This window comes from Methanimicrococcus hacksteinii (assembly GCF_032714515.1).
Taxonomy (GTDB): Archaea; Halobacteriota; Methanosarcinia; order Methanosarcinales; family Methanosarcinaceae; genus Methanimicrococcus; species Methanimicrococcus hacksteinii.
This window is the reverse complement of the sequence record NZ_JAWDKC010000019.1, coordinates 1-15,573: the sequence shown is the minus strand read 5'-3', so window position 1 is coordinate 15,573 and position 15,573 is coordinate 1. Positions and strand designations below refer to the sequence as shown.

Here is a 15,573-nt window from a genome sequence, read left to right as displayed (position 1 = left end):
ATTAATTCTTCTGAACGATTCGGAGTCGTATTATGATTTTAGAAACAAAAAACTTAGAGTTCAGCTATCCCGACGGAACAAAAGCGATTGACGACGTTTCGATTTCAATTCCCGAAGGAAAAAAAGTCTCTTTCGTCGGCAAAAACGGCTCCGGAAAATCAACTTTGTTCCTGCTGCTCAACGGCACACTGAAACCCAAAAGCGGCAAGGTTCTGCTTGACGGCAAAGAAGTGAATTATTCCTCGTCCGGCCTGCGCGAACTCCGCAAAAAAGTCGGCATCGTTTTTCAAAATTCCGACGACCAGCTCTTTGCCCCGACGGTTTACCAGGACATCGGATTCGGGCCGCTGAATCTCGGCTATTCCAAAGAAGAAGTCGACGGCATCGTCGGCAAAATGCTGGACCACTTCGGTCTTCAGGCCATCAAAGACAAGCCGCCGCACCACCTCAGCGGCGGGCAGAAGAAGCGCGTCGCCATCGCCGGCGTTCTCGCAATGGATCCGGACATCATTATTTTGGACGAACCGCTTTCCAATTTGGATCCGGTCGGCGCCGATGAAATTTTAGACATTTTAAACGAACTGAACGATCTCGGCAAAACAATCATCATTTCAACGCATGATGTCGATTTGGCGTACAAATGGTCGGATTATGTGTATCTTTTAGCGGACAGCCGGCTGGTTGACGAAGGAACTCCGGGAACTGTTTTTTCAAAAGAAGAACAAGTCCGCAATTCGTCTCTGAAAAGCCCGTTCATTTTTGACGTCTACAAGGAACTGGAAAAGAGGTGGCTGGCAACCGGAAACGAGCAGCCCAAAGACATTCCCGAGCTTGTTCAAACGCTCCGTTCCATTGATTTGATGCGCGTTGAAATCAATCCGGAAATCAAAGTCGGCGAATGCGTCAATCTGGGCGTTCTGTTCGGCGATTTCACGCAGGAAGGGCTCTATGAAGCCGTGAATTCCCGCGTTTTATTCCGCAACGATGACGGGACCGCCGTTGTCGAGCTCAAGCGCCGCGTTCTCAAACCCGGGGCGATTTACGTTTACGACATGGACAGCTTTGACAGAGCCGAATTTGACAAAATCATTGACGAATACGACATTGATTTCATCGGCGCGATGGGCAAAAAAAGCAAAGACACGGCGGAGAGCAATGGCATCGACGTGGTGTGCAATTCCGGCGTGATTGACAAATCCCTCCTAAATGCAATCACCGGAAGCCGATGTTTAATTCTGACAAGCGAAGGAATGGTTTCCCACACCGTGAAGCGCATCCGCGAATATATCCAAAACAGCGGCATTCGTTTGGTTTTCAGCCCCGTCGGAAAAAGCGCGGCTGAAATGGATGAAGAACAGCAGAAATAAAACAGAATAAATGACGGGAATGTTTTGTTTCATACAGCTGCGGCCGTTCGCGCGCGAGCCGGGCAAATTTTAAAAACGAAATCAAAAACCGGATATGAGTTTTTATTTTTCATTCATTTTTCATGTTGAAACTAAATGAAAAAAAGAAAACAAAAAAAGAAAATGAAAACATAACCGCTGACGGTTATGTTTGTGTTTTAACTGTTTTTACGTCATCCATTCAAACGACTGAACGATTTTGATTCCTGTTTCCGTATCCAGGTATGACAATTCAACACGATCGCCGACGTTAATTAAAACAACGCGCGGATCTAATCCTGCCGACATCACATAGTAAACTGAATCGCCGGAAAGTTTCAGGTAATAATGCGAGTTGCCGTCGATAACAGCAATTCGGATATCTTCCACAGTTCCGATGAGTTTTGTTTCTTCCGAGGGGACAGAAATGCCGGATGAATTCAGCATGCTGATGTAGTCATCTTCACACTGCTTAAGCGTTGTTCCGGTACCGACGGTGGTATATTGCTGCACATTGACCATCGCATATTGTTTGACAAGATTCGAATAGTCTTTCATTGCCATAAAGTAAGTCGGCTCACCGTGAATGTTTAAAAGCAGCGGGAATGTGGCGACATAGTTCAAATGCTGAAGCGCGCCTTCTGCCGATTTCATTGCAGAATATTCGTGAGCGCCTGCAATCTGATAGTATTTGGAATCTTTCGTGCGCTGGTTGATCCAGACAAAACCGACATTGGATTCATCATCGCCGACAGAAGTGATGCCGGTATACATGTAAACGTCATCGTTCATCGCCAGATAGTTGTAGCCGTCGGTTGTCATCGTAACGCCGCGCTGGCCGAAAATCGAGTTGAGAAAACCGCTGCCGTAGGCACCGTAGTAATCGTACTGCTGAATCAAAAGTTCGGCGCGGTAAACGTTGTCCACCCATTCCGGAATTTCTTCGGGAGCGTAATAAGCATGTTCGCCTGTGACAGCATCCACCATGACGATTCCTTCAATATCGGCGCCGCCGAAAAGGCTGATTCTTTTGACGACTTGCGGGCAAATCCAATAGGGATGTCCGCTTTCATCAATTTCCATGACAGGCCTTTCGAAGATATAAGTCGGATAGTTGAAACGAATGTAACGGTCAATGTTTCTGAAAAACAGCTCTGATTGAGAGTATTTGATGCCGTTGCCTTCACCCATTCTGACAACCTGCGTTTCCTGCGTCACCATGTCAACCGTAATGTATCCGGGAAGACCTTCCCCGAAATTGTTAAACCATTTGAAGAAGTCGCCGTAAAGCAAAGGCGTGACACGAACAGGCCGTCCTTTGTAATTGATTTGCGTGTAATCCGTCGCGACTTCAAACTGCGACACCATGTCTGCCAGCTCACCCATTTTCCTGTCGCCGAGACGCTGGGCGGATGCTCTGTCCAGCCAGGGAATCTGGTCGAATGAAATTTCATAGATGTCTTCTTCGAAATCGCCGGTTTCGATGTCAATCAATTTGGTGTACGAGTCGGCGTAAAAGATCGGGCTCGAAATGAGTGTTCCGAGAACGACGATTGCAAACAGAGCGCCTGCAATGTACAACGGCAGTCTCTGTTCGTTTTTCTTCTTTTTAGCCAGATACGGATCTTGTTCGACATTTGTGTATTCGTCGTCATCCGTTTCGGTTGTAAAAACAATGCGGCCGTTTTCGTCAACGGTGCGCTTTACGTTCATATTGCTCATGCCGAGCAGTGTGTAAATTGCGAAATATACGATCACAATCGTAATTAAAAAGAAATACAAATCCGTCGAGTGAATATTCAGCGCCGGCAGCGTGAAATAAAAATCAAGAATCCCGACGACGGCTGTCAGTATTAAACTGACAATGATTCGTGTATTTTTGCCCATTTTTTTCATGTTTGCTCTCCATTTCTGCTTCTCAGGTCATTTCGAGCTGACGGGTGCAGATCTAACTTGTTATACTTTCGGATATAATAAAAATGAATGCTTTAAAATGAGCGTAAAATAAATTCTTTATATATTCTTTATAAATTTCAAATAAATGAATTTCAAATAAATGAATCTCAAATAAATGAATCTCAAATAAATGAATCTCAAATAAATGAATTTCAAATAAATGAATTTCAAATAAATAAATTTCAAATAAATGAATTTCAATTAAATGAATCTCAAATAAATGAATTTCAATTAAATGAATCTCAAATAAATGAATTTCAAATAAATAAATTTCAAATAAATGAATTTCAATTAAATGAATCTCAAATAAATGAATTTCAAACGAATGAATCTCAAATAAATGAATTTCAAACGAATGAATTTAAAATGAATGCATTAATGAATAATGAATGAATTTAAATAATTTTATAAACGATTTTAAATGAATTTCAAATTTTTAAAACCGCAGTTTTTAGATATATAACCGTATTGCAGTGAATTTTAATATGAAAATGAAGTAATAATCCCGTAACGGAATGCGGCGGTTATCTGCCGTTTGTCTGTCTTTTTCCGGTTTTGCCGGTATTTTGAAAATGCTGATATATCGTTTGCATAATGTTTGCATAATAATTGAATAAAAATGAGTTGATACAAGATGCGCGCCTCTCAACGGTCAAATTCAAAGAAGAATTTTGATGAAAATCCCTCTTTTGAAGGGTCGGGCACGGAATTCGCCCGCGAGGTTGTTTTAAAACCGGCAGGTTATCCTCTCATTGGTTTGATTGACGACGATCCGTTCATTGAGGACACGGATTTGTTTGAAGCATACATCCGCGACCAGTGGGAAGGATGGGAAGTCGCAGCGGGCATGTATCTTTTTGACCGCGAATTGTTCAAAGGATTTGCTTACCGCGTGATTTCGGTAGAGCCGGAAAGTTTTGAAACGAAACTAAAGAATAATTATAATCCGGAAAAATCTTCTGTTGTTTCTAAAGATGATGATTTGGGAATTAAATCAAAGAAAAAGCAGAATCGGAATGAATCTGCTGTTTCTATGGATGATGATTTGGGAATTAAATCAAAGAAAAAGCAAAATCGGGCCGAAACTGCTGCTCCTAAAGATTTTGAAACCAAACAAAAGAAAAACCGGAAACAGAATAAGGAATCTGTCATTCCGAAAGATTTTGGAATCGAATTGGAGTTAAATTCGAAACAACAGACTGTTTCAATTATTTCTAAATATCTTGCAATCGGCCCCGAGACAAAGATTCTGATTGCGCCGTCAAACGTCAAACCGGAATTTGTTGAAAACAAACCCGAAACGTGCATTTTGTTTGACGACATCATCGGCCAGGATGCGGCGAAAAAGAAATGCCGTTTAATTGAGCGTTATTTGGGAAATCCCGATGCGTTCGGCAAATGGGCGCCGAGAAATGTTTTGTTCCACGGGCCGTCCGGAACGGGCAAAACGATGCTTGCAAAAGCGCTCGCCTGCAAAGCGGACGTGCCGCTCATCCCTGTGAAAGCGACGCAGCTCATCGGCGAGTTCGTCGGCGAAGGCGCGCGCCAGATTCATGATTTGTACGAGCGTGCCGAAGACATGGCGCCGTGCATCATTTTCATCGATGAGATTGACGCGATTGCCCTTGACCGCAAATATCAGGAACTCCGCGGCGATGTTGTTGAAATCGTGAACGCTTTGATTACGGAAATGGACGGCCTGTCCGAGCGCAAAGGCGTGTGTACGATCGGTTCGACCAACAGAATTCAGTCTTTGGATTCCGCGGTCAGAAGCCGTTTCGAAGAAGAAATCGGATTCGTGCTCCCGAACGCCGAAGAAACGGAGCTTATTTTGGACGCGAATTTGAGAACGTTCCCGCTGCCCGCAGACCCCGCTTTCAATGTGAAGCGTTTTGCAAAAGAAGCCGTCGGCTTTTCCGGCAGAGATTTGGTTCAAAAAGTGCTGAAAACGGCATTGCACCGCGCCATTATTGAAGATGAAAAGTTTGTGAAAGCGGAATACTTTGAACAGGCGCTTTCGGAATTAAAGAGAAATGGAATGAGAGACGACTGCCAGCAGTTTTACGCATGATTTTCGGATCATGACGGCTGTTTTGGCTGTTTGTTTTCATTATGTTTATTTTTATATTCATCTTTATGTTCATTATGTTGATTATATTCATTTGACGTTCGGTTTTTTAACCGAACCGTTATTCTTTTTATCCTGAATTCATTTTAAGGTTTAGTTTAAATTTTCTAAATATTTTATCCGAATCTTCAAAAAATTAAGAAGGGAAAAATGATGGATGCTGAAATTGAGATTTTTGAAACCGACCGGTTTGACTGTCTGGTCGTCAATGTGATTAAAACAATGACTTATCAGGGAATCACGGTTGAAGAACCGTTTTCCAAAGGCCGCGTGTATTTCGGAAAAGTGCCGGCTGACATTCCGATTGAAGTCGGCGATGTTTTGTTCATCGGCGCAAAACCGCTCGGCGAAGAAAAGGATCAGGGCAGTATGGAAGTTTATCTTTATGACGAAGAAGACAACAAGCTGGATTGGACTTTGATTTACTGATAGTGATTTTCATTTATTTTTTTTGAGTTTTTATTTTTTTGTATTTTCATTTATGAATTTTTATTTTTGTTTTTCCGCTTTTGTTTTTCTTGTTCAAAAGAAAACATCGTTTTTCATAATTTTTCAAACCTGAACCCGCGATAAAACCATGAAAAAAAGAACCGCAGGAAAATCATACAAAAAACGCGGTTCATTTTTCTTTAATATTAACAAAAAACGATGTTTCAGGTTTAAAATTAAAGAAAAGCGGAGGCAACCACCTCCAATCTGAATTTTGTGAGCGAAGCGAACAAAATGAAGATTGGAGATGATTCAAATGATTTTCAATTAAAACGAAAAACAGTCTTTTTTAAAGTGCACTGCTTCATCTATGTGTACTGCCGCTGCTGTCTGCACAGAGAGATGCGTTTCCATGTGCATCATCTCATTCTTATCACATCCGCTCGCTACGCGAGCGTGGACACGGCTACCTTACCGGTTCCGTTTGGCACAGCTACCTTACCGATTCCGTTTGGCACGGCTACCTTACCGGTTCCGTTTGGCACAGCTACCTTACCGATTCCGTCAATACAGTTGCCGACTTGCAGGCCTGTCTGCTGCCGCCACTGTTGCTGCCGCTGCCGCCGTCCGCGCGCGAGCCGCACAATCTTAAAAATAATCAAAAACGTCCCTGTTTTTTTAACAATCAAAAACATTCCCTCGTTTTTTAAAAACACTCAAAAACGTCCCTGTTTTTTTAACAATCAAAAACATTCCCTCGTTTTTTAAAAACACTCAAAAACGCTCCCCGGGTTTTAAAAAATCTCTAAAAGCAGCGCCGAACATTTTTCAAAAATCTCGGACTTGAAACAACAGATTTATAGATTAACTGTCTTTTCTAAATCAAATCGATTTTTCATTAAATAATTAAAAAATCAGATCCATTTTTTGTGTGATAATTATGAGTATTTTAGGCTACAATGATTCCGATCGCTTTTTAATCCGCAGTATCAAAGCGCGTGAAATTTTGGATTCGCGCGGCAATCCGACTGTTGAAGTTGACGTTATTACGGCAAACGGTTTTGGACGCGCCAGTGTTCCGTCCGGGGCGTCGACCGGAACGCATGAAGCGCTGGAACTCCGCGACGGGGATGTCCGCCGCTACAACGGCAAAGGTGTCTTAAAGGCGGTTGAAAATGTTTCAAAGATCGCCGAAGTTTTGGTCGGCTACGACTGCAGAATGCAGCGCGAAATTGACATGACGATGATTGAAATGGACGGCACCGAAAACAAAGCGGTTCTCGGGGCAAACGCGATTTTGGGCGTTTCTATGGCCGCGGCAAAGGCGGCTGCCAACGAGTCCAAACTCCCGCTTTACCGCTATCTCGGCGGTTCGAACTCTTTTACATTGCCCGTTCCCACAATGAATGTGCTCAACGGCGGCAAACACGCCGGCAACGACTTGGCCATCCAGGAATTTATGATTCAGCCCGTCGGCGCGGAATCTTTTTCCGAAGCCGTTCAGATGGGCGCTGAAGTTTATCACGCGCTCGGCAATTATTTGACCGAATCTTACGGCGCTTCTTCAACCAATGTCGGTTACGAAGGCGGGTACGCTCCGAAAATGGAGAAAACAACCGAAGCGCTTGACGCGTTAATGATTGCAATCGACCGCGCCGGCTATTCCGATGAAGAAGTGAAAATCGGTTTGGACGCGGCGGCTTCCGAATTCTTTGACGGCGAAAATTATAACGTTGACGGAGAAGCGATGACGGCCGAAGAATTGACCGCCTATTATGTTGATTTGGTGAACAGCTACCCGATTTTGTCCATCGAAGACCCGTTCTATGAAGATTCGTTCAGCGACTTTGAAAACCTGACCGGCGAACTTTGGGAAACAATCATTGTCGGCGACGATTTGTTTGTCACAAACCCCGAAAGAATTGCCAAAGGAATTGCCGAAAACGCGGCAAGCGGATTGCTTTTAAAGGTCAATCAAATCGGATCCCTTTCCGAAGCCATTGACGCGGCAACGCTGGCCACAAGAAACGGTTTCTCCCTTTTTGTCAGCCACAGATCCGCCGAAACGGAAGACACAACCATTTCCGATTTGGCCGTCGCCCTCGGCGCGGACATGATTAAAACAGGCGCTCCGGCGCGCGGCGAAAGAACGGCAAAATACAACCAGCTGCTCAGAATTGAAGAAGAACTCGGCGATGCCGGCGAATACATCCGCTTGTAAGCGGATTTTCATTTATTTTTCATTTATTTTTCATTTATTTTTTCATTTTGTTTATTTTTTCATTTTGTTTATTTTTTCATTTTGTTTATTTTTTCATTTTGTTTATTTTTTCATTTTGTTTATTTTTTCATTTATTTTTCGTTTTGATTTTCTTTTTTGATTTCGTTTTATCTTGATTCCATTTTCTCTTGATTCCACTTTCTCTTGATTCCGCTTTCTCTTGGTTTCGTTTTATTTGAGCTCGCATTTTTGTTGGCCGCAGTATTGCATTGGTCGGCATTGGCGCTGCCGTGTCATTGCGTTCCATATGCATCTGCCTTTTTTTAGAACATCCGCTCGCTGCGCGAGCGTGGGCACAGATTACCTACAGTTTCCGTTTGCCGCCGTCACCTTACCGTTTCCGTAAATACAGTTGCAGATTTGCAGTCGTTTGCCGCCGCCGTCATCGCCGCCGCTGTCTCGCGCGCGAGCTGTCTGCTTTTTGAAAATAAGCAAAATCCGACTGTCGGTTTTGTTTGCTGTTTTATTCATTCAATCCGGTCGGCAATTTCAAGTTCCGTCAATCTTTTTCTGACGACGGCAAAACCTTTTTTGTCTCTTTTTCGGCCGCATCTTTGAATGATTCTTTGGTGGTGGCGGATGTATTCGATGTAAATCGGATCTCTTGTCAATTCATAGCGCGTTAAATGAATGCAGGTTTCAATGACCGAATGAAAGCCGCGGTTGAATACGAATCCTTCTTTTTCGGAGAGGATAAAAAATTCAATCGGAACGATGTCGATGATGACAGATTCGGCTGCTTCCGTCCGGTTTACGCATTTGAACAAAATGAAACGGTCGGCATTCTTTAAGACCGGAATCGAAACGGAAGTCGGAGTTTGATTGCTTCCGGTGTCGGCAATGTGAAGGACGGTGTCGAATTCTTCCGCTTCCAAATCATAAAAAGTTGACTGAGCATACAAAAAAGCGTCGTCCGTCATGTTGACGGCAAAAAAATCTTCCCGCATCAAATTTTCGTAAGTGGAAGAACCTTTGAACAAATGAAGAAACATCCTGTTGTTTTTCCATGTGATTCCGATCGGGGCGGCGTTTGCCGGCCGGCGGCAGTCTTTGCCGTTGTTCGCGTTGTTCGTCGTCAGAATCAATTCCGAAATGCCTTCCGATATGCCGAATTTTTCCATCTGCTTTAAATTTTCAGCCGTCTCTTCCATCGCCATCAGTTTCACCGCTCTGATTCTGTTTCCATTCACGTTTTAAATTTTTTTCAATATTTTAAATTCATTTAAACCTGTTTAAATTTAAATTATCAATCCTTCCGATAAGGCAATAAAAATGCCGGCCGCGGCAATATCCGCCAGCGATCCGGGATTGATTTTATTTTTCCAAAGCTTGTCGTCCAATTTTTGAATATCGGGAATAATCTTTTTTAAATCAGATTTCTTCGACTTTTTTAATATTTCCGCGGCTTCTTTTTGAACCTTCCGCGCTTTTTTCTCATCGTATTTTGTGACAATGAACGTATCGGGATACCGTGCCAAAAATTCCAGGAAAGTGTAAACGACGGCGCTGTTAATAACGCTTTTAAAACATTTTTCGGGATGCGCTTCAAACCGGTCTTTGTTTTTCCTTAATTTTTCGGCAAACAGCAATGACTTTTCAAATCCGTTTACCCATTCGGCGGCAACCATGTCTCTGGCAGCGCCCATCGCCATGATGTCAAACAGCGGGATTTCTTCCAGCCGGATTTTTTCAATCGCTGCCGGATTTGTCAGATCCAAATCATAATCCTTTCTGCCCTTTTCCGGCTTTTGAACCGGAATGGAAAGCGTTTCAAAAGCTTTGTAAAAACAAACCGCATCGTCGGGCGTTGTTGACCGGCAGATTTCGGAAGCTTTTTGGACAATCCGTTTGCCGATTTTGGCTTCATTTTCATCCGTTCCGATTTCTTTTAACACAAAACCCGCTGCGGCGGTCAGAGGCAGAAGAAGCGTAAACGTTCCGAAATGCGTATTTCCGCCGTTTCTGTTTGATCCGCTTCGAATGACCGCTTCATAAAACAACGGGCCGAACGCCGGTGTTTCTTCACCCGGATATCGGAAGGCGCTTTTTTCAAAAACAGATTGCGTTGAGACAGCCGACGCTAAAAAATGTTCCAAAGAAGTGTCTTTGAAATCCCGAAGCCTGTGAACGTTTCCGGGTTTCGGGTAGGAAGCCGCCTCTAAAACCATTGCAAGCGAAGCGTTTGCCGCAATTTTCTCTTCCGTCGGGATATGAATCATTTTTTCGCCTTCAGCTGTTTAACCGGTTTCACCGGTTCAAGGTTCAATTTTGATATGACGATTTAATTTACGATTTAATTACGATTTAAATTTCAATTCGAAAAGTCAATCGAAAAGTCAATTCGAAATTTCAATTTGAAAAGTCAATCGAAAAGTCAATTCGGAATTTCAGTTCGGAATTTCAGTTCGGAATTTCAGTTTGAAAAGTCAATTCGAAAAGTCAATCCGAAATTTCAGTTCGAAAAGTCAGTTTGAAAGGTCAGTTCGAAGATGCCGCTTTTTTCTCGTCAATCACGCGGAGAATTTTCTCCGACAGCTCTTTTTTCATTGTCATGTATTCTTCCATTGAAATGCCGAGCTGAGAAAGCGTTCCGTCACGATAGAAACAGGGTTTTGTGCCTTTGCAGCACCAAACAAGACTTCCGAAACACGTGTCTTTGCCGCCTTCAAGCGGTGTTCCTCTGACGGATTCCTGTTTTAATTGAATGAATTCCTCGGGAGTGAATCCGACACTTTCGATTTTCTTCAATAAACTGCAGTATTTGACGGGCGGGCAGCAGAAAGCAAGTCCGCGGTTGTCGCCGCGTTTGCAGATGTGCTTGGGCGCGTTGTACCATCCGGTTTCCTGCTGATAATCGCTGATTTTTTGAACCAGATGCGGAATGAATTCCGGATCGTCGGCCGCGGCCCGAGCGGCAGAAACCATGTCCGCGCCGCTTGAAAAGAAGTCTAAAGCAGCGTCAAAATCATCCACGGAATTGTTGGCAATCAAAAGCTTTCGGGTGGCATTGCGGATTTCCATAATCGCTTCCAGGTCCGATCCTTTTCCTTCAATCATCGCGTCGGCGTGTATGATGTCAACGCCGGCGGCGTCAAAAAACTCGGCGGCCATTCCGGGATTGACAACGTTTGTTCTGAATTTGACGGATAAAACAACGCCGGTTTCTTTGATTTTTTGAATCATTTCCGCCAGTTTGGGCGTGTCTTTTAAAAGCGCTTGTCCGAGACCGCGTTCGGTGAATTCCGGCTGACGGCAGTGGACATCCAATTCCATGACCGCGTTTTTGCTTTGAATGAGTTCGGCGGCTTTTAAAAGCGGCTCCAATGATGCGCTTCGGACGCTGATTGCCGCAACGGTTCCCGGCATTTCGGAAGCAACGGCGTCAATTTCATTTTCAATCTGAATGAAAACATCGCCGTTTACGTCAGCGCCGGCCGTAAATTCGGATCGGCCGCGCGCCGCGGCTTCTGTTCCTGCCGCCTCGGATGTTTCGTCTAAATTGTAAGCGCCGAGAACAACCAGGCCGGCATTTTTTGCGTTGGATGCTGCAAATTTGCTGTCCGTAATTCCGGCCATCGCCGATAAGGCAATCGGATTTTTAATCGGAATGCCGCCGGCTTTTAAATCAAATAAATCAAATAAATCAAATAAATTTTCCATAATTTCCCTCTCGATAATTCACTAAATGTGATCTGATAATATGAGCTGATAATATGAGAGAAATTAACGGACATCTCATTAATAAATTCTTTTTTTATTCTCGATTTTTAATTTTTGATTTTCAATTGTATACCGGAGGATATTTCCGCTCGCGCTGCCGCCTTTGTATTTATAAATCATCAGTTTGCGCTCGAATTTGCCGCCGGTCTCTTTCATTTGAAAATCAATATGCGAATCGGCCAGATGAATCAGTCTGTTTTCCTCCTGAGCGGGCAGAATATTTGAGTGAAGACATCCGATGATGAGGGACCGGATGTCTTCAGGATGGAGTTTTGTTTTCGGCAGATTTGTTTCTGCCTTAATTTCCTTTACGAGGGAAACGATCGGTTTTTCGTTTTTTGCAGGGTGTTTTTCGCTGACAGGGTCGGTTTGAAACAGTTCGCTGAGATCTTCCGCAAAAATAATGATTTCGGGCATTCCCTCAGCGGCGGCTTCCTGCTCTTTCCGATTGGCAGTGTTTGGTTTTTTTTCTGTTTGCATTTTCTTTTTGTTTTCAAAAAACAAGCCGCCGTTTTCTCTCCAATTCTCCGTGTTTTCCGGAGTGATTTTCAAGATTTTACAGCCTGTTTTTTGGAGATTTTCTTCCCCGGCAAGCCTCCCAACTGATCTTTCGATCTCAGCCAGGAAAGAAGACATCCCTTCGTCATCATTGCCTGTGAGCAAGAGAAACGATCCTTCGATCCTGTTCTCGGTCAGGCGGTCAAATTCAGGGATGCCGGTTGTGAAATCAGAAGCCATAATTTTTTCACACTTTTAGAAAATCCTTTATTTTATATTGTGTTTATGATTTTTTCAAAAACGAAAATTATATATACTCATCAGATTGCATTTGCTGTATGCAAGATTCAAAATCAGATTCCGACGGCTGTGATTTTTCAAACGCCGTCAATATTGAATTCAAATTTGAAAACGGGCTCATTCCGGCAATTGTTCAGGACGCCGAGTCAAAGGAAGTTCTCATGTTTGCCTACATGAACGAAGAAGCCTTCCGATTGACGCTTGAAACAAAAATCGCGCATTACTGGAGCCGAAGCCGCCAATCTTTATGGAAAAAAGGAGAAACGTCCGGCCATTACCAGCATGTCATAAACATTTTTTTCGATTGCGACGCCGATTGCTTACTGCTTTTTGTCAGGCAGGACGGCGGCGCCTGTCACGAAGGATATCGTTCCTGCTTTTACAGATCAATTGACGGAGAAATTGTCGGCGAGAAAGTCTTTGATGAAAAGGAAGTCTATTAAATTGAGTGAATGACATCATCGGGTTTATTGAACAAACGGTATTGAATTGAGTGAATGACATCATCGGATTTATTGAACAAACAGTATTGAATGAACTGAAATACTGAACAATAAAAACCGGATTCAAACCGTTTTTTTCTTTTTTCGTTTTGCAATTAATTTTATTTTATTAGAAATATATTTATTCTTTTAAGTTCATATTCTCCTGTTAGGGCAGGCTTTAGGGCTTTAGTTGTGCACAAGCAGTCATCAAAATGGCGGTGCGCATCTTATGATTAAAAAACCAAAAACAACAAAAAAAATCTTATTGCTTTTTATCGTCCTTCTGGCAGTTGTCGGAATGATTGGCGCAGGCTGTCTTAACAAAGACCAAACAAACAACACGGAAAACAACGGTACGGATTCAAAGCCGTCGAACAATACGGTATCAAATAACACGGCAACCGGCCAAAACAATACGGGCAGCTGAAACAACACATCCGGCACAAATACCAACACCAATACGAATTCTAATACGCCTTCAACAAACGCGGGTTCTTCTTCTCTTCCCGACGTGGTCGTTGCAAACCATGACGGCGGCGGCGGAAGCGGCAGATCTTCATCCGGCGCGAAGTTTACCGCGGAAGCTGCAGGACAAAAGCTTGTCCTTGAATCTCAAAGCGGCGACGGAAATACAAAACTCTGTATTTACGTTCCTGTTGCCGATATTTCCGGCGAAACTTTGACATTGACTTTCGGCTCAAGCGTTTCAAATGTTTCCGAAACGTTTAATGACGCCATTCTTTCCGCCGTTCCGACGGCATCGGGAAAAGATGTTACGGCTGTCATGGGTGACGCTTTGGACGTTAATAATTTTGAGGCCGGCGGCATTGAGCCGACGTCAATCAGCTTTACCGTCACGGCAGGCAGCACGGTTTACGATGTTTATCTGATGGCTTCATCGATTGTGAATATGAATGCCGGTGACAACGGTCAAATAAAACTGACGGACAACAAAGACACATACTTTTATACCGGAACGCAAAGCGTCGCCTGTGACATTGACATTCCGATTGCTTTGACGGTTGTTCCCGACGACGGATATTATGTTCAGTCTTTTGTCATTACAAAATCAGGCGCGGATGTTTACAGCGGTACGGTTCCGGCCGCATTTACGGTTGATCCTTCGGAAAGCGCTGTTTATAATGTGACGGCCGTTTTCAAAAAACAGATCCCTGTAACCTATGACGACGAAGACAGCTATGTTGACCAGGATTTGAATGCCGAAAACAACATCTACACTTATGTTCCCGCCGCGGAAGCATCCGGAAAAGTGCTGACTTTCGAATTCTTAAGTAACGTGAACGATGTGACCGACGTGAATGCCGACATTCTCAGCGAAGAAGAAGGCGATACGGTCATCAGCGGCAAAACCGTGACCGTGACAATTAAAAAAAATGTCAACCCGGACTCATTTGAAAAAGGCGGCACACCTGTCCCGTCCGACGTGACATTCTCCGTTGCGGCAGGCGGAACGACTTACAAGGTTTACATCCTGAACTCGGCCCTGATTAAGATTGTTGTCCCGGAAGGCTGTACAATCACAAGCACCGGCGTTGTTCCCGGCGGCTTGACCTTGGACTCTGCCGACACCTATTATCATGTATGCGACATCGGATCCGATGAAACATTTACCGTTTCCGACGGCTTTGAACTGAAGCTTAAAAAATCAAACGCAGATGTCGATCCGTTTGACGGCACAATAACGTCGTTTGAAAGCGCGGTTTATGAATTGACAGCCGTTGAAAAAACAGCACCGTAAACAGACATTTAATAACAAATTGATTTTGGTTGAACGGTTTATACCGTTCTTCCGTTCTATTTTTACTTTCTTTTTCGGTTTTTTGACCGGTCCGAAATATTAATAAATAAATCAGCCGCCTGTTTTTCGAAACACGACCTGAAAAACGTTTTCAAATTCATTTCATTCCGTTTTAGTATTTTCCTGATTTTATAATTTTTCAATATTTCAACTTTTCAATTCTTCAACTTCTCACAATTATTCAACTTTCCAATTCTTCAGTATTATATTTTGAAATCATTTGACAAGTAATATAATTATAACTTAGTTTCTTTTTTAATATATACAACAACTATTATTCGAAGGAAAATATATATCGTCTTTTCTCGTCTTATATCTGTTTTCATTAAGAGCCGTAGCTCTTAATTTAAATAAAACGAACTGTATAAAAGTTTTAAAAATCATTGAACATTTTCACCATTTTATTGGGGTTTATATCTATGAAAAAAAATCAATATTTGATTATGGGTCACGAGTAGAACAGAGGATTTTTCCTTACAATCTTTAAGATTTTTTGATATAAATCTTCATTCCTATAGTTATACCTAAATTCACATTCCTTTAGATGAAGATAAAAATATTTTTTATTCACT

15 protein-coding genes and 1 pseudogene are annotated in these 15,573 nt (G+C 42.9%); 8 read left to right on the top strand and 8 right to left on the bottom strand.

What is annotated here, in order from left to right:
- Positions 1 to 32 precede the first annotated feature (32 nt).
- A complete protein-coding gene (locus MmiAt1_RS05750; RefSeq protein WP_318785940.1) occupies positions 33 to 1,367 on the top strand; it encodes an energy-coupling factor ABC transporter ATP-binding protein in 1,335 nt (444 codons plus the stop codon).
- A gap of 207 nt (positions 1,368 to 1,574) precedes the next feature.
- On the opposite strand, the gene MmiAt1_RS05745 is transcribed toward MmiAt1_RS05750, so the two are convergent.
- Complete coding sequence (locus tag MmiAt1_RS05745; RefSeq protein WP_318785939.1) at positions 1,575 to 3,281, bottom strand: hypothetical protein; 1,707 nt, start codon at positions 3,279 to 3,281, stop codon at positions 1,575 to 1,577.
- A 694-nt stretch (positions 3,282 to 3,975) separates the two neighbouring features.
- Here MmiAt1_RS05745 and MmiAt1_RS05740 point away from each other — a divergent pair.
- From MmiAt1_RS05740 to eno, 4 genes are all read left to right on the top strand, one after another.
- Complete coding sequence (locus MmiAt1_RS05740; protein WP_318785938.1) at positions 3,976 to 5,412, top strand: AAA family ATPase; 1,437 nt, start codon at positions 3,976 to 3,978, stop codon at positions 5,410 to 5,412.
- A 207-nt stretch (positions 5,413 to 5,619) separates the two neighbouring features.
- Positions 5,620 to 5,898 (top strand): hypothetical protein, encoded by a 279-nt coding sequence (locus tag MmiAt1_RS05735; RefSeq protein ID WP_318785937.1) that lies wholly within the window; start codon positions 5,620 to 5,622, stop codon positions 5,896 to 5,898.
- Between the two features lie 370 nt (positions 5,899 to 6,268).
- Positions 6,269 to 6,550 (top strand): hypothetical protein, encoded by a 282-nt coding sequence (locus tag MmiAt1_RS05730; RefSeq protein ID WP_318785936.1) that lies wholly within the window; start codon positions 6,269 to 6,271, stop codon positions 6,548 to 6,550.
- Between the two features lie 288 nt (positions 6,551 to 6,838).
- Positions 6,839 to 8,119 (top strand): phosphopyruvate hydratase, encoded by a 1,281-nt coding sequence (gene eno / locus MmiAt1_RS05725; RefSeq protein ID WP_318785935.1) that lies wholly within the window; start codon positions 6,839 to 6,841, stop codon positions 8,117 to 8,119.
- Positions 8,120 to 8,246: 127 nt separating this feature from the next.
- On the opposite strand, the gene MmiAt1_RS05720 is transcribed toward eno, so the two are convergent.
- From MmiAt1_RS05720 to MmiAt1_RS05695, 6 genes are all read right to left on the bottom strand, one after another.
- Complete coding sequence (locus MmiAt1_RS05720) at positions 8,247 to 8,426, bottom strand: hypothetical protein (RefSeq protein ID WP_318785934.1); 180 nt, start codon at positions 8,424 to 8,426, stop codon at positions 8,247 to 8,249.
- Between the two features lie 53 nt (positions 8,427 to 8,479).
- The gene (locus tag MmiAt1_RS05715; RefSeq protein WP_318785933.1) at positions 8,480 to 8,650 is read right to left on the bottom strand and encodes a hypothetical protein; all 171 of its coding nucleotides are present in this window, start codon (positions 8,648 to 8,650) and stop codon (positions 8,480 to 8,482) included.
- A complete protein-coding gene (locus MmiAt1_RS05710) occupies positions 8,647 to 9,336 on the bottom strand; it encodes a DUF447 domain-containing protein (protein ID WP_318785932.1) in 690 nt (229 codons plus the stop codon). The genes MmiAt1_RS05715 and MmiAt1_RS05710 overlap by 4 nt, the downstream gene beginning before the upstream one ends.
- Before the next feature lie 81 nt (positions 9,337 to 9,417).
- On the bottom strand, positions 9,418 to 10,398 hold the full coding sequence (locus MmiAt1_RS05705) for a triphosphoribosyl-dephospho-CoA synthase (RefSeq protein ID WP_318785931.1): 981 nt from the start codon (positions 10,396 to 10,398) through the stop codon (positions 9,418 to 9,420).
- A gap of 259 nt (positions 10,399 to 10,657) precedes the next feature.
- Entirely contained in the window at positions 10,658 to 11,839 is a 1,182-nt protein-coding gene (locus MmiAt1_RS05700; RefSeq protein ID WP_318785930.1) for a methanogenesis marker 9 domain-containing protein, read from the bottom strand.
- A 78-nt stretch (positions 11,840 to 11,917) separates the two neighbouring features.
- Complete coding sequence (locus MmiAt1_RS05695; RefSeq protein WP_318785929.1) at positions 11,918 to 12,637, bottom strand: hypothetical protein; 720 nt, start codon at positions 12,635 to 12,637, stop codon at positions 11,918 to 11,920.
- Positions 12,638 to 12,735: 98 nt separating this feature from the next.
- Between MmiAt1_RS05695 and hisI the strand changes: the two genes are divergently transcribed.
- From hisI to MmiAt1_RS05680, 3 genes are all read left to right on the top strand, one after another.
- Entirely contained in the window at positions 12,736 to 13,140 is a 405-nt protein-coding gene (gene hisI / locus MmiAt1_RS05690; protein ID WP_318785928.1) for a phosphoribosyl-AMP cyclohydrolase, read from the top strand.
- Positions 13,141 to 13,411: 271 nt separating this feature from the next.
- On the top strand, positions 13,412 to 13,609 hold the full coding sequence (locus MmiAt1_RS05685; RefSeq protein WP_318785927.1) for a hypothetical protein: 198 nt from the start codon (positions 13,412 to 13,414) through the stop codon (positions 13,607 to 13,609).
- Between the two features lie 84 nt (positions 13,610 to 13,693).
- Positions 13,694 to 14,941 carry a hypothetical protein gene (locus MmiAt1_RS05680; protein WP_318785926.1) on the top strand — a complete coding sequence of 416 codons (1,248 nt, stop codon included), beginning with the start codon at positions 13,694 to 13,696 and terminating at the stop codon, positions 14,939 to 14,941.
- Between the two features lie 508 nt (positions 14,942 to 15,449).
- On the opposite strand, the pseudogene MmiAt1_RS05675 reads toward MmiAt1_RS05680, so the two are convergent.
- A pseudogene (locus tag MmiAt1_RS05675) lies at positions 15,450 to 15,573 on the bottom strand (IS1595 family transposase); the annotation flags it as partial.

What these genes read in the sequence shown, in the direction of transcription:
- MmiAt1_RS05700 (WP_318785930.1), bottom strand. Translation starts at nt 11,839, where the DNA reads ATGGAAAATTTATTTGATTTATTTGATTTATTTGATTTAAAAGCCGGC.
- MmiAt1_RS05740 (WP_318785938.1), top strand. Translation starts at nt 3,976, where the DNA reads ATGCGCGCCTCTCAACGGTCAAATTCAAAGAAGAATTTTGATGAAAAT.
- MmiAt1_RS05715 (WP_318785933.1), bottom strand. Translation starts at nt 8,650, where the DNA reads ATGAATAAAACAGCAAACAAAACCGACAGTCGGATTTTGCTTATTTTC.
- eno (WP_318785935.1), top strand. Translation starts at nt 6,839, where the DNA reads ATGAGTATTTTAGGCTACAATGATTCCGATCGCTTTTTAATCCGCAGT.
- MmiAt1_RS05710 (WP_318785932.1), bottom strand. Translation starts at nt 9,336, where the DNA reads ATGGCGATGGAAGAGACGGCTGAAAATTTAAAGCAGATGGAAAAATTC.
- MmiAt1_RS05750 (WP_318785940.1), top strand. Translation starts at nt 33, where the DNA reads ATGATTTTAGAAACAAAAAACTTAGAGTTCAGCTATCCCGACGGAACA.
- MmiAt1_RS05745 (WP_318785939.1), bottom strand. Translation starts at nt 3,281, where the DNA reads ATGAAAAAAATGGGCAAAAATACACGAATCATTGTCAGTTTAATACTG.
- MmiAt1_RS05695 (WP_318785929.1), bottom strand. Translation starts at nt 12,637, where the DNA reads ATGGCTTCTGATTTCACAACCGGCATCCCTGAATTTGACCGCCTGACC.
- MmiAt1_RS05720 (WP_318785934.1), bottom strand. Translation starts at nt 8,426, where the DNA reads ATGGAACGCAATGACACGGCAGCGCCAATGCCGACCAATGCAATACTG.
- hisI (WP_318785928.1), top strand. Translation starts at nt 12,736, where the DNA reads ATGCAAGATTCAAAATCAGATTCCGACGGCTGTGATTTTTCAAACGCC.
- MmiAt1_RS05735 (WP_318785937.1), top strand. Translation starts at nt 5,620, where the DNA reads ATGATGGATGCTGAAATTGAGATTTTTGAAACCGACCGGTTTGACTGT.
- MmiAt1_RS05730 (WP_318785936.1), top strand. Translation starts at nt 6,269, where the DNA reads ATGTGTACTGCCGCTGCTGTCTGCACAGAGAGATGCGTTTCCATGTGC.
- MmiAt1_RS05685 (WP_318785927.1), top strand. Translation starts at nt 13,412, where the DNA reads ATGATTAAAAAACCAAAAACAACAAAAAAAATCTTATTGCTTTTTATC.
- MmiAt1_RS05705 (WP_318785931.1), bottom strand. Translation starts at nt 10,398, where the DNA reads ATGATTCATATCCCGACGGAAGAGAAAATTGCGGCAAACGCTTCGCTT.